The following is a 14123-nucleotide window of genomic DNA, read 5'->3' on the forward strand; positions in this document are numbered from 1 at the left end:
AATTTAGGAGGAATTATGAGTTTAATTGATTACGTTTATGCGAGAGAAGTCCTTGATTCAAGGGGAAACCCAACAGTTGAAGTAGAAGTTGGAACACTTAATGGCGGCTTTGGTTCTGCAATTGTGCCAAGTGGTGCATCAACTGGTATCCACGAAGCTGTAGAACTTCGTGACGGAGAAGAAAGATACAATGGCAAGGGAGTTGAAAAGGCAGTTGAAAATGTAAATGAAAAAATTGCTGAAGAATTAATTTGCTTTGATTGCTTTGACCAACTTGGCATTGACAAGATGCTTATTGAACTTGATGGAAGTGAAAACAAGGGAAATCTTGGAGCCAATGCAATCCTTGGAGTATCAATAGCAGTTGCGAGAGCAGCAGCAAATGAAGCTGGGCTTCCACTTTACCAATACCTTGGTGGAGTGAATGCAAAGACTATGCCAATCCCAATGATGAATATAATCAATGGTGGCGAACACGCTGACAACAACGTAGACATTCAAGAATTTATGATAATGCCAATAGGAGCAAAAACTTTTAAAGAAGCTCTTAGGATGGGAGCAGAAGTTTATCACGCACTTAAAAAAGTTTTAAAGGACAAGGGACTTTCAACTGGTGTTGGCGACGAAGGTGGCTTTGCACCAAATCTTGAGTCCAACAAAAAAGCCTTTGATTGCATCCTTGACGCTGTAAAGGCAGCAGGCTATCAAGCAGGCAAGGATATTGTACTTGCAATTGATGCTGCAGCTTCAGAATTTTATGACAAGGACAAGAAAAAATATATACTTGCAGGAGAAGGTCGTGAGTTCACATCAGAAGAACTTTCAAAATTCTATGAAGAATTAGTAAATGAATACCCAATTTATTCTATAGAAGATGGACTTGACGAAGACGACTGGGAAGGTTGGAAGCACCTTACAGATTTAATTGGAGACAAAGTTCAATTAGTTGGCGACGACTTCTTCGTAACAAATACAAAGAGACTTCAAGAAGGGATTGAAAAGGAATCTGCAAACTCAATCTTAATTAAACTAAATCAAATTGGAACAATCACAGAAACTCTTGACTCCATAGAACTTGCAAAGAGACACAACTACACTGCAATAATTTCTCACAGATCAGGAGAAAGTGAAGACTCAACAATAGCAGACCTTGCAGTTGCAACTAACGCTGGCTTTATAAAAACTGGAGCACCAGCAAGATCTGAAAGAGTTGCAAAATACAACGAGCTTCTAAGAATTGAAGACGAACTAGGCGACTTAGCAATTTATCCAGGCTTTGCTGCTTTCTATAACATTGATAGAAAATGAAAATTTACTTTATAAGACATGGTGAAGCAGAAATTTATGCTGATGATGACTTCAAGAGAAAGTTGACAACAATAGGAAGGGTTAAGTTAGAAAATTCCTTTAAAGCCTTTGCCAATAGGTTAGAGGACAAGAGGTCCTACAAGATTTACTCTTCACCTCTGGAAAGGGCAAAAGAAACTGCAGAGATTTTGGCAAAACACTTAGATTCTGATTTTGAAGTCAAGGACTATCTTGCAGGTGGAAGGATAAGAGATATATTAAAAACTTTAGACCAAGATGGAAACTATATCTTGGTATCTCACGAACCCTTTATATCAAATTGGATTTACCAACTAACTGGCGAGATGAAAATTATCTCAAGGGGCAGCATAAATTTTGTTGAAATCAATCCTCAGGACTTTGCAGAATAAAATTTTTAAAATCACAAGCACTGGCAAAAGCTGGTGCTTTTTTCATGTGAAGATCTAAAAGAATCCAAAATGATTAAGAATTCTTTTAAAAACCAAAGTGTGATAGAATTTGTTTACAAGATAGTGTTAGGTGATTAAATGAAAAAAATAATTTTAATAGAAGACGATGAAATTTTATCAAGTGGTATTGAGTCTTACTTGTCAAAAAATGATTTTAAAGTAGAAACTTGTAAAAGTTTTGAAGAAGCAAAGATAAAAATAAATAATTCTTTTGACTTGGCAATATTAGACATAAATTTACCTGATAGAGATGGAATCAACTTGATGAATACTTTGAGAGAAAATAATGTTAGGGTAATAATCACAACAGTAAAAAACGATGAGAAATTTATTGTTAAGGCCCTAGACAGTGGAGCCGACGATTACATTACAAAACCCTTTAAGCTCTCAATCTTAAGAGCGAGAATAGATAAAACTCTTAGGACGGCTCTTGTTAAAGATGATTTTATTAACTTTAAGGACCTGACCCTAAATAATAGGGAAGGAAGCTTTTATTATAAAGATAAAAAACTAGATTTAACGTCATTAGAATTTCAAGTGATGAAATTATTTATAAATAATCCCAATAGAATTTTTACTAGGGACTTTTTACTGGAAAGATTTTGGGATAGGCGAGAGAAGTTTGTCAACGATAATACACTTACTGCTACTGTTAAAAGAATAAGAGATAAAAGTGACAGAGATATTATTAAGACAATTCGTGGAATAGGTTATAGGATGGACTGATGATTTATTTATTTTACCCTGTGAGCTTATTGGCATTATATTATTTTTTAAAGAAAAGACAAAAGAAAAGAATTGAGGAGTTGGAAAATCTTATAGATAGGTTGGGAGAAAAGAACTATTCCATTCCCATGGTCCAAGATGACTTTTCAATACTGGAAGACAAGATTTATAAAATTTTTATAGAACTTGTTGAAGCTAGAGAATTAGTGGAGAAAAATTCAAAAAAGCAAACTCAAAACCTAGAAGATATTGCCCATCAAATAAAAACTCCAATCACTTCAATGTTTTTTGACTTGGAAACAATTGATAAGACTGAAGATAATAAAAAAGAGATTGAAGGGCTTGAGCTTCAACTTGAAAGGCTTAACTCTCTTGCTGATATTTTGTTAAAGCTTTCTAGTCTTGATGCGAATATAGACAAGATGGAGAAGAGAGAGGTTTTTATTTCAGAAATACTTGACTATGTTTTGGATATTTTGAGGAAATCAATTGATGAGAAAAAGGTAAAAGTTATTTGTGACTACGAGGATTATGAGATAAAAGTCGATTACTATTGGATCTCAGAAGCCCTAATAAATATTATAAAGAATGCCCTAAGCCTTGATGGCCTTACAAAAATTAAAATTTCTACGAATAAAAATCCAATTTACACAGAGATAATAATTGAAGATGATGGTGGAGGTATTAAAGAAGAAAACCTCAAAAAAATATTTGAAAGATTTTACAAGAGTCCTGACTCTAAGGGCTTTGGCATTGGCCTTGCCATGGCAAAATCTATTGTTGAGGCGAACAATGGAGCTATATCTGTAAAAAATGGTAAGGATGGTGCGATTTTTAAAATTAAATTTTACAATGTCACTTAAAAGTCATTTTAACCCTTTATTATTTAGACAAATAAAGGGAGGTACATATGGAAATTGTTAGAGTTGAAAATTTATCAAAAACTTATGGAAGTGGAGAAAATCTTGTAAGAGCCATTGATGATGTTAATTTAAAAATAGAAAAAGGAGAATTTATTGCAATTGTTGGACCAAGTGGATCAGGCAAGTCAACCCTTCTTCACTTGTTGGGTGGTGTGGACAATCCAAGTTCTGGGAAAATATTTATAGACGGCAATGATATCTCAAAATATACATCAAAAGAATTAGCACTTTTTAGGAGAAGAAAAGTAGGATTAATTTATCAATTTTATAATTTAATCCCCAACTTAACAGTTAGGCATAACATTGAGTTGCCCCTAAAGCTTGATAAGAGAAAAATTAATGATGAAGCCCTATTGGATATTGTTAGAAAACTTGGCATAGAAAATAAGTTGGATTCTTTTCCAAGTGAATTATCAGGTGGCCAGCAACAAAGGGTTGCCATAGCAAGGAGTCTTGTCTATTCTCCGTCACTTGTACTTGCCGATGAACCAACAGGAAACCTAGACAGGGAAAATTCAAGAGAAATAATTGAAATTTTAAAATATTTTAACAGGACTTTAAAACAGACAATTATTGTAATAACCCATGACGAGTCCATAGCCCTAGAGGCAGAAAGGGTAATAACAATTGTTGATGGGAAAGTAGTGGGAGATGAGAAGAATGAATAAGAAAAATCTCTCAATCTCACTTTCACTTTTTATAACTGCAATTTTCTTTACATTTTGTGTTTACTTTGGATATGTTAATAATAAGTTCGATTATGAATATTTTAGGAACAGATCCATTTATGATGCTAAAATTATGCCTGATACAGTTTCGGGTGACTCAAGTAAACTAAAGGAAATAAAGAATATTAAAGAAGTGGGAGAAGTTGCAGTAGAAAATAATTCTGCCAAGCTATCTCAAAATGTCTTAGTGGTAAATTACACAGACCAGGGTTTCAACAAGATGTTAGAAGATAGTATATTAAAAGAGGGAAGCTTTGCTGCAAAAGATAATGAAATTACTATACCAAAAAGTCTTGCAGAAAAAGAAAACTTAAAAATTGGCGATAAGGTAAAAGTAGAGTTTGGAAATAGATTGGTTGATGGAAAGCTTATAAAGCCAGTTTCAAGTGTTACTAAAGATGAAGAATTTATAAGAAAAGATAGCAAAGAATATGTAATAAGTGGTCTCACAAAAAATCTTTACAATGAGAATATGAAGATTTTTTATGCTTCTACTGTCATAGGAAAGAATGCAAAAACTAATAGCTTTGTAAGATTTAATAATTTTAGAAAAGCCTACAATAATAAAGAGAATTTAGAAAAAGATCTTGCATTTGCCTTGAATAAAGATAAAGTAGAACTAGAATTTAGCGAAATAATGAAAGATTACTATAATGTTGATGGAAGTCTTTTACAACAAAATAGGCAGGTGATTGTAGACACTCTTTTAATTTTTGTTACAATCCTTATTTTTATATTTTTTGTAAAAAATATTTTTACAGTTTGGGGACTAAGAAAGATAAGAGAAGTTTCAATGTACAAATCCATTGGCTCAACAGATTATCAAATTTATAAATTGCTTTTAAAAGATGGATTAAAAATTTCACTTTTACCAATAATTTTAGGACATATTTTCGGATATGGAGGAATCAACCTCCTCTATCTTGGCCTTCAAAAAATTGTTGAGAAAGAAGAAAAATTTGAGTTTATAGAATTTTCGCCAAAGCTTTCCCTCATAGTTTTATTAATTTGCTTTTTTATAATTTTCATAGCAATATTTTCTCCAGCGAAAAAAATTGCAAAGATAAATATAATTGATGGTATAAAGGGCAACTTTAATGACAAAAATATAAAATTAAAGAGGAATAAAGATATTTGGAAAGAATTAAAGATAAATAATTTAAAAACTATTTCTTCTCAGAGATATATTTCTGCAATTGGAATGATAATTGTCTCAATTTTTTTGATAGTTTTCTCTATGGCAAAGTACAATAGGGTGAAGAATACTTTCATTTATAATACGAATATAAATATACTAATCGATTCAAATGAAGCTGAAGTTCCTAATGTATTAAAAGATATAATGAAGACTACAGAAAATGACAGAGCCTTTCTTTCAACTGAAAAATATATTTCTCTTAGTAAGGAGCAAAATTATTCAGATGAGTTTAGGTTTCTTAATTTAGATGACAAAATGCGAAAATATTATGATAGTGGCGAAAATTTTTATCTAGATGGAATTATAACGGCTTTAGATGATCAAACTTTTGAAAAGATAGGAGGCAAAAAGGGAGAAGTTTTGCTATTAAATAGGGTCCAAGTAAATCCAAATGCACCCATTGATGGATCAGAAACAACAAAATATTTTAAAAATATAAGTAGTTTAAATTACTCTATAACAGAAGAGGAAAATTATAATTATTCAATAAAAGTAGATAAACTAATTGATGACACAAAGGACTTTAGGCAAAGAAGGCTACCTTTCTATGTGTATTTATATGTTGACTTTAACACATACCTTAAACTCTTAGATGAATGGAATAAATACTATTTAAAAAATAATAATGACTTGAGAAGAAACACCTATGAACTTTCAATGCAAGTTGATGAAAATAAGTTAGACGATATAAAGAATGAAGTTAAAGAGAGATTAGATTCTTCCATTGCCTATAATGAAACTTATAATTTAACTACAAGTAAAGATGTAGAGGCAAATCGCATGAAAGATGTAAAAGGTTTTGGCCTTATGATAATTTCTATTGCAAGCATAATTTTTATTTTAAATATAACTAATGGATATTCTTCTATTAATTTAAGTTTAATGGCTAGAAAAAAAGAAATTGGATCATTAATGTCTTGTGGAATAGATGAGGAAGAACTAAAAAATAAATTTATAAAGGATTTTATATTCGAGGAAATAAAATCTCTGGCAATAGTTTTAACAGTAAGTTTTGCTGCTTTATTTATAATTGCAAAAATTTCACCAACAATGGATATAAAAATTTTATTGTCTTATTTTGAATATAAATATTTCCTTGCTTTTGGGATTTTGATTTATGGAATAAATATTTTAATTTATAAGATAAGTTTACAAAATATTTTAAAGATTGACCCCATTGATTTGATAAGATGATTTGACTAGGAGGTAATCATGAGAAAAAGTATTAGCAAGTATTTATTTTTTATTGGCATAGGAGTTTTTATAATTTCTTATTTGCTGCCAGTAGATCTTTTTGAAAATTTTACAAACTTAAGACCAACTGGACTTACAAGTTTATTTATCTGTAGGATTATAGGACTTATTGGTCTTATCTTCGCAGTTAAAGAGAGGTCAGTTTTGTTTGGAGTCCTAAATTTTTTGTTAATTATAATTTTTCCCCTCTTTATGTTCATTAATAGTTTCATATAAAGTCACAAGCTTTGAGTATAGACTCAGGGCTTTTTTATTTGTGTAGTAATTAATCTTATAAGCTATAATAAAAAAAACAAAACTTTCGATTATACTAGAAATAAATAAAAAATATTTAATAATTTCGAGTATAATCGAAATATGCTTGAAAATTATTTGCATTACGAGTATACTCGAAATGAATGGAGGAATTCAAATGGATTATATTTTTAGAGCAAAATATATAGAGAAAATAAAAAGTTTTATTGATAAGCCTATTGTAAAGATTTTGACTGGCATGAGGCGTGTTGGTAAATCTACTATTTTAAAAACTATAAAAAATGATGTCTTGAAGGATGTTAATGAGGAAAATAAAATTTATATGAACTTTGAATCCTTTGAATTTTTTGAAATCAAGGATGCAGCAATATTAAAAAATTACTTAAATGAAAAGTTGAAGGACAAAAAGGGGAAAATCTATTTTTTCTTTGATGAAATTCAATTAGTTAAAGATTGGGAGAAGGTCATAAATGCTTTAAGGGTTAGCTTTGATTCAGACATTTATATTACTGGGTCCAATTCAAAACTAATTTCTGGTGACTTGGCAACACTTCTTGCAGGTAGATATGTTGAATTTGAGATCCAACCCTTTACCTTTGACGAGTTTTCTCAAATTAATAATAAATTAAATTTAAGCCGAGATGAATTATTTCAAAAATTTATAAAAATTGGTGGTATGCCTGGTTTAAAATATTTCAAGCTTGAAGAAGAGGTTTCTCAAAAATATTTAAATGATATTTATAACACAGTCCTCGTGAAAGATGTTTTGAACTACAACAATATAAGAGATGTTGATATATTTAATAGGATTCTCAGCTTCGTAATGCAAAATATTGGTGCGACTTTTTCTGCTAGTGCCATAAAAAATTATTTAAAGAGCGAAAATCGAAATATTTCTGTAGATACTGTTTTAAATTATTTGGAATATTGCAATAGAGCCTTTGTCTTAAAAAAAGTTCCAAGATTTGATCTAGAAGGCAAAAAACTCTTAAAGGTAGATGAAAAATATTATTTGACGGACCATGGTTTTAGACAGTCCATGGGATTTTCCAACTTAAAAGATATTGAAAAAACTTTAGAAAATATCGTCTATATTGAACTTATCTCACGAGGATATGATGTGAAAATTGGAAAAGTAAAGGATAGAGAAATTGATTTTGTGGCAAAAAGAGGAGAGATCATTTCTTATTTTCAAATTTCATACCTAATGGAAAATGAAAAAACAAGGGAAAGGGAGTTTGGAGTTTATGATTTAATAAAAGACAATTATCCAAAGTATGTTCTTTCCATGGATAAACTCGATTTTTCGCAAAAAGGCATAATTCACAAAAACATAATTGATTTCTTATTGGAAGGTGAGAAATAATTTTTCATAATAGAAGTGAGCTTGTAAATAAAATTAAATAACTATATAATTACTTGGGGTTTAACCCAAGTTTTTTTATTTAAAGGAGAAAAAATGAAGACTTCTTATATACTTATGATAATTACAATCCTTTCAAAAGTTTTTGGACTCTTGAGGGAGAAGGCCCTTGCCTACTTCTTTGGTGTTGGCATGGTGGCAGATATATTTTTAATTGCCTTCCAACTTCCCATGACCTTTACAAATGTCATTAGTGGTGCCGTTGCCAATGGTTACATACCCATGTACGACTCCATAAGGGAGAGGGAGGACAAAAAATTTGCTGATAAGTTCACTGCTAATTTATCAAACATAATTTTTATTGCCTTTGCCATTGTTACCATTATTTCTATTATTTTCGCAAGACCTCTTGTTAAGTTAATGGCTGAAGGCTTCTCTGGAGAAAAGCTTGAGCTAGCAATTTTTGTATCAAGAGTTGCCATGCTATCAATTGCTGTCACTGCAGTGAGTTCTATTTATAAGGCCTACTTACAAATTCATGAAAAGTTTGTAATTTCTGTCCTTCACTCAATTATTATGAATATTATAATTATTATTTCTATGGGACTTGCCTACAAGATGGGAATAAATTATCTTGCAGTGGGAATTTTTCTTGCCTTTGTCCTTCAATATGGGATTTTTATTAGACCAATTAAGAAGCTTGGCTACAAACATTCCTTAACAATTGATTTTAATGGGGACATGAAGAAGTTATTTACTTCTATTATTCCAATTTTGATTTCAACTTCTGCTATTGAGATAAACTTTATGATTTCAAGATCCATTGCATCGGGCGCCTATGCCGGTGGGATATCAATTTTAAATTACTCCTACAAGCTTCAAAGTTTTGTAACAGGAATTGTTGTAACTTCAATAATCACTGCAACTTATCCTAAGCTTGCCAAGTTTGGATCCAAAAAGGACTTAGTTAACTTAAAGTCCTCCTTATCTGAAGGACTTTCCAGCATGATAATCTTAGTTGTGCCTGCAGCCTTTGGACTTTATGTTTTTTCCTTCCCAATTGTAAATCTTTTATTCGTTGGGGGAGAATTTTCTGTTGAAGATGCAAAGATAACTGCCACAGTTTTATCTCTCTTTGCCTTTGGTGTAATTGGTATTGGAGTTCGTGAAATTATTTCGAGAGCTTTTTATTCCCTAGGCGACAACAAGACTCCTGTTTATAATTCAGTAATTATACTTGGAATAAATGTAGCCCTTGCACTACTTTTTTCAAAGCTCATGGGCATAAGGGGAATTGCTCTTGCAACTTCAATTTCTTTTATTGTGGGAGCTCTTGCAATGTATTTTTCATCAATTAGATTAATTGGAAATGTATTTGACAAAAAACTTTTGATGAACTTAATAAAAATCACAATTGCTTCCCTAGCTATGGCCCTTGGATCAAGATTGGTTTATGAAGTTCTTACAAGAAGTTTAAGCATAAACTTATCTCTTCTTCTTTCTATAATAGTAGCTGGTGGGATTTATCTTATCCTCCTTATCCTTTTAAGGGTTGATGAAGTTAGAGAAATATTAAAGTTAGTTTTTAAAAAGTAGGAAATTTTTCGATAAGCTTTCCTTTTTCTCTTTATTAGTGTAAAATGTTAACTAATAAGGAGTGATAAATATGAAGGTAATTTTTCACGTAGTAGAACAAGACAAATGGTCTTCTGTAATATCAAACGTAAGAGACTTATTAGATAACGTTGAAGACATCCAAGTTGAAATAATTGCAATGTCAAAAGCTGCTGCATTATTTAACAGATATTCAGGAGTTGACTTCCATGGAGTAATGGGAAACCCTAAGGTTAATATTACAATCGGTAAAAAAGCCTTAGAAGAAAACAAACTTACACCAGAACTAATTCCTTCAGAAATCAAAGTTGAAGATTTAGTTATAACAAAAATCGTAAGACTTCAAAACGAAGGCTACGCTTATATTAGACTTTAAAAAAGAATTCTGCCTTTTGGCAGGATTTTTTTGTTTAAATAACTTGCAAAGTGTCAATAATAATGATAAAATACCTATTTGCATAATAATAATTAGAGTGGTGATTTGGACTCTAATTGGATACACTCATTTGAAAGGCTAGGGTGAGAAAATTAATGGTACATCCTGTTAAATATGGGAAACGTGAGAGAATGAGTTTTTCTCGTGTAGACGAAGTTATGTCACTTCCAAATCTTCTTGACGTGCAGACTTCTTCATACAAATGGTTGATTGAAGAAGGATTGAAAGAAGTTTTTGATGACGTATCTCCTATCGAGGATTATTCTGGAAATTTAATTTTAGAATTTGTTGACTATCATTTATCTGAGGATATCAAATATGATATAGACGAATCTAAACAGAGAGACACAAATTACTCTGCGCCATTAAAGGCAAAGGTAAGACTTATCAACAGTGAAACGGGCGAAGTTAAGGAACAAGAAGTCTTTATGGGCGATCTTCCACTTATGACACCAACTGGCACATTTGTAATAAATGGGGCAGAACGTGTAGTTGTTTCACAACTTGTAAGAAGTCCAGGAGCATACTATAAGGAAGAAAGAGACAAGACAGGTAAGAAAATCTATTCGGCAACACTTATACCAAATAGGGGAGCTTGGCTTGAATTTGAAACTGATGCTCAAGGCGTTATCAATGTAAGAATTGATAGAACAAGAAAAATTCCAATTACTATCTTATTAAGAGCCCTTGGAGTTGAATCTAACCAAGAGATCATGGACGTAATTGGAGAAAGTGAAGCTGTATTAAAGACACTTGAAAAAGATACTACTACTAATAAGAGTGAAGCTTTACTTGAAATTTATAAAAAATTAAGACCAGGTGAACCACCTACTATTGATTCAGCTCAATCATTATTTGAGAATATGTTCTTCGATGACAGAAGATATGACCTTGCTAAGGTTGGTAGATATAAATTCAACAAGAAGCTTGGAATTTCTGCAAGACTTGAAGGTAATATTCCTGCTGAAGACATAGTTGACCCAATGACTGGGGAAATCTTAGCAGAAGCTGGCGAACTACTAAACAGGGCAAAGGCTGAAAAGATTGAAGCAGCTGGTGTTAACCAAGTTCTAGTAAAAACTGATGAAAACTATGAACATGCAAGTGAAAATACAATAGTAATTGGTAACAACTTCACTTTTGTTGATGCCTATGAACTAGACTTCGACATGGAAGAACTTGGCTTTAAAGAAAAAGTTTATAGACCACTTTTCGATGAACTTTATGAAGAATATTCTGAAGACACAGAAAAGTTTAAGGAAGAGCTAGTAAAGGCTCATAAAGAATTATCTCCAAAAAATATTTTAATCGACGATATTATCGCTGGTATAAACTATCAATTTGGACTTATGAATAACGTGGGATCCGTTGACGACATTGACCACCTTGGAAACAGAAGAATTAGGTCTGTTGGAGAACTTCTTCAAAACCAATTTAGAATTGGTATTTCAAGAATGGAAAGAGTTATCCGTGAAAGGATGACTGTACAAGATGTTGATGCAACAACTCCACAATCACTTATAAATATTAGACCTGTGACAGCAGCCATAAAAGAATTCTTTGGCTCTTCACAACTTTCACAATTTATGGACCAAAATAATCCTCTATCAGAATTAACTCACAAGAGAAGGTTATCTGCACTAGGACCTGGTGGGTTGAGCAGAGATAGGGCTGGATTTGAAGTGCGTGACGTCCATAACTCACATTACGGAAGAATGTGTCCTATTGAGACACCAGAAGGTCCAAACATTGGACTTATCACTTCCCTTACAACTTACGCAAGAATAAACGACTATGGTTTTATTGAGACTCCATATAGGAAGGTTGTTAACGGAGTTGTAACTGATCAAATAGATTATCTAACTGCCGATGTTGAGTACGAACAAATCATTGCTCAAGCTGACGAAAGACTTGATGAAAATAATAGATTCGTTGAAGATAGGATTGCTGCCAGAGGTCATGGCGGTAATGCCGATATTTTCGACATTAAAGATGTAAACTACATGGACGTTTCTCCTCAACAAATTGTTGCTGTAGGTACTTCCATGATTCCTTTCTTGGAAAACGACGACGCCAACAGGGCCCTAATGGGTGCTAACATGCAGCGTCAAGCAGTACCTCTATTAAAGACTGAGGCTCCTGTTGTTGGAACTGGTATTGAATACAGGGCAGCAAAGGACTCTGGTGTTGTAATTGTTTCTAAGAACAAGGGTAAAATCAAAAAAGTTGACTCTGTTCACATTGAAGTGGAAAGAGAATCTGACAAGGGAATTGACACTTATAAACTTCACAAGTTTATGGGTGGTAACCAAGGAACTACAATCAATCAAAGACCTATTGTTAAGGAAGGCGACCTTGTAGAAGCAGGAGAAATCATTGCTGATGGACCAAGTACAGACCAAGGTGAAATGGCTCTTGGTAAAAATATCCTAATAGCCTTTATGAACTGGGAAGGATATAACTACGAGGACGCTATGCTTGTAAGTCAAGAACTTGTTATTGACGACGTGTTAACTTCACTTCACATTGAAGAATACGAATCAGAAGCAAGAGATACAAAACTTGGACCTGAAGAGATTACAAGAGACATCCCTAATGTTGGGGAAGACATGTTAAAGGATCTTGACGACAGAGGTATTATAAGAATTGGTGCGGAAGTTAAACCAGGAGATATCCTAGTTGGTAAGGTAACTCCAAAGGGAGAAACTGAACTTTCTGCAGAAGAAAGACTTCTTCGTTCAATCTTTGGCGAAAAGGCAAGAGAAGTAAGAGATACTTCCCTTAGACTTCCTCACGGTGAACAAGGAATTGTTGTTGACGTTAAGACATTTAATAGGTCTGACGGAGACGAACTTCAGCCAGGCGTTAACGAAATGGTAAGAGTCTTTGTTGCTACAAAGAGAAAGATTCAAGTTGGAGATAAGATGTGTGGTCGTCACGGTAACAAGGGTGTTATTTCTAGGGTTATGCCTAAGGAAGACATGCCTTACATGCCAGATGGTACACCAATCCAAATTGTTCTTAATCCACTAGGGGTTCCTTCTCGTATGAACCTTGGACAAGTACTAGAAGTTCACTTGGGACTTGCTGCCAAAAAACTTGGATGGCACGTTGCCACACCAGTATTTGATGGTGCTAATGAAAATGATATTTTCGATACACTTGAAGAAGCTGGATATTCTAGAGATGGAAAAATTCAACTAAGAGATGGTAGAACTGGAGAAGAATTCGACCACCCTGTAACAGTTGGTTACATGTATATGTTGAAACTTCACCACTTGGTTGATGAAAAGATCCACGCTCGTTCTACTGGACCTTACTCCCTTGTTACACAACAACCTCTTGGAGGTAAGGCACAATTCGGTGGACAAAGATTTGGAGAAATGGAAGTTTGGGCTCTTGAAGCATATGGTGCCAGCCATACTCTACAAGAAATGCTTACAGTTAAGTCTGACGACATTGTTGGTCGTGTTAAGACTTACGAAGCTATTGTTAAGGGTGAAAACATTCCACAACCAGGAGTTCCTGAATCCTTTAAGGTTCTAATTAAAGAACTTCAAGCACTAGCTCTTGAAATTCAAGTTCTTGATGAAAAGGGCAATGAAGTTGACCTTGAAGTTGATGAAGATGAACTAACAAAGATTGACAACATCGATGATAATAATACAAAGTCAGACGATGATGAATTAAAGGAACTAATAGAACAAACTGGAACTGCAAATATTGGAATCAGAACAATTTCAACTGATGAAGTTGAGTCTTTTGAAAACAGTCACTTCTACGAAGATGAAGACGGCGAGTATGAAGATGATGATGAATCCGATGAATCTGAAGATTAATTATTGTTT

Annotated in this window: 11 protein-coding genes; all 11 read left to right on the plus strand. The window is 32.9% G+C overall.

What is annotated here, in order from left to right:
- Nucleotides 1–15 precede the first annotated feature (15 nt).
- The 11 genes from eno to rpoB all read left to right on the plus strand — a co-directional run bounded on the left by eno (nt 16) and on the right by rpoB (nt 14114).
- Nucleotides 16–1308 (plus strand): phosphopyruvate hydratase, encoded by a 1293-nt coding sequence (eno, locus tag ACWPVO_RS07445; RefSeq protein WP_412428536.1) that lies wholly within the window; start codon nt 16–18, stop codon nt 1306–1308.
- Complete coding sequence (locus ACWPVO_RS07450; protein WP_454207545.1) at nt 1305–1718, plus strand: SixA phosphatase family protein; 414 nt, start codon at nt 1305–1307, stop codon at nt 1716–1718. The genes eno and ACWPVO_RS07450 overlap by 4 nt, the downstream gene beginning before the upstream one ends.
- Nucleotides 1719–1856: 138 nt before the next feature.
- A complete protein-coding gene (locus ACWPVO_RS07455; protein ID WP_454207547.1) occupies nt 1857–2504 on the plus strand; it encodes a response regulator transcription factor in 648 nt (215 codons plus the stop codon).
- Complete coding sequence (locus tag ACWPVO_RS07460) at nt 2504–3367, plus strand: sensor histidine kinase (RefSeq protein WP_454207549.1); 864 nt, start codon at nt 2504–2506, stop codon at nt 3365–3367. Before ACWPVO_RS07455 ends, ACWPVO_RS07460 begins: the two co-directional genes overlap by 1 nt.
- A 47-nt stretch (nt 3368–3414) precedes the next feature.
- Nucleotides 3415–4095, plus strand: coding sequence for an ABC transporter ATP-binding protein (locus tag ACWPVO_RS07465; RefSeq protein ID WP_454207551.1), 681 nt, complete (start codon nt 3415–3417; stop codon nt 4093–4095).
- Complete coding sequence (locus tag ACWPVO_RS07470; protein ID WP_454207553.1) at nt 4088–6547, plus strand: FtsX-like permease family protein; 2460 nt, start codon at nt 4088–4090, stop codon at nt 6545–6547. The genes ACWPVO_RS07465 and ACWPVO_RS07470 overlap by 8 nt, the downstream gene beginning before the upstream one ends.
- Nucleotides 6548–6565: 18 nt before the next feature.
- On the plus strand, nt 6566–6823 hold the full coding sequence (locus ACWPVO_RS07475; protein WP_454207555.1) for a hypothetical protein: 258 nt from the start codon (nt 6566–6568) through the stop codon (nt 6821–6823).
- A 196-nt stretch (nt 6824–7019) separates the two neighbouring features.
- On the plus strand, nt 7020–8228 hold the full coding sequence (locus ACWPVO_RS07480; RefSeq protein ID WP_454207557.1) for an ATP-binding protein: 1209 nt from the start codon (nt 7020–7022) through the stop codon (nt 8226–8228).
- Between the two features lie 93 nt (nt 8229–8321).
- Nucleotides 8322–9821, plus strand: a complete 1500-nt coding sequence (gene murJ / locus ACWPVO_RS07485; RefSeq protein ID WP_454207559.1) for a murein biosynthesis integral membrane protein MurJ — start codon at nt 8322–8324, stop codon at nt 9819–9821.
- Between the two features lie 70 nt (nt 9822–9891).
- Entirely contained in the window at nt 9892–10215 is a 324-nt protein-coding gene (locus ACWPVO_RS07490; protein WP_412446822.1) for a DsrE family protein, read from the plus strand.
- Between the two features lie 155 nt (nt 10216–10370).
- Nucleotides 10371–14114, plus strand: coding sequence for a DNA-directed RNA polymerase subunit beta (gene rpoB / locus ACWPVO_RS07495; RefSeq protein WP_285044340.1), 3744 nt, complete (start codon nt 10371–10373; stop codon nt 14112–14114).
- The last annotated feature ends 9 nt before the right edge of the window (nt 14115–14123 follow it).

The organism is Peptoniphilus sp. Marseille-Q6390 (assembly GCF_965119475.1).

Coding starts and splice junctions, on each gene's coding strand:
- eno (WP_412428536.1), top strand. CDS start 16: ATGAGTTTAATTGATTACGTTTATGCGAGAGAAGTCCTTGATTCAAGG.
- ACWPVO_RS07450 (WP_454207545.1), top strand. CDS start 1,305: ATGAAAATTTACTTTATAAGACATGGTGAAGCAGAAATTTATGCTGAT.
- ACWPVO_RS07455 (WP_454207547.1), top strand. CDS start 1,857: ATGAAAAAAATAATTTTAATAGAAGACGATGAAATTTTATCAAGTGGT.
- ACWPVO_RS07460 (WP_454207549.1), top strand. CDS start 2,504: ATGATTTATTTATTTTACCCTGTGAGCTTATTGGCATTATATTATTTT.
- ACWPVO_RS07465 (WP_454207551.1), top strand. CDS start 3,415: ATGGAAATTGTTAGAGTTGAAAATTTATCAAAAACTTATGGAAGTGGA.
- ACWPVO_RS07470 (WP_454207553.1), top strand. CDS start 4,088: ATGAATAAGAAAAATCTCTCAATCTCACTTTCACTTTTTATAACTGCA.
- ACWPVO_RS07475 (WP_454207555.1), top strand. CDS start 6,566: ATGAGAAAAAGTATTAGCAAGTATTTATTTTTTATTGGCATAGGAGTT.
- ACWPVO_RS07480 (WP_454207557.1), top strand. CDS start 7,020: ATGGATTATATTTTTAGAGCAAAATATATAGAGAAAATAAAAAGTTTT.
- murJ (WP_454207559.1), top strand. CDS start 8,322: ATGAAGACTTCTTATATACTTATGATAATTACAATCCTTTCAAAAGTT.
- ACWPVO_RS07490 (WP_412446822.1), top strand. CDS start 9,892: ATGAAGGTAATTTTTCACGTAGTAGAACAAGACAAATGGTCTTCTGTA.
- rpoB (WP_285044340.1), top strand. CDS start 10,371: ATGGTACATCCTGTTAAATATGGGAAACGTGAGAGAATGAGTTTTTCT.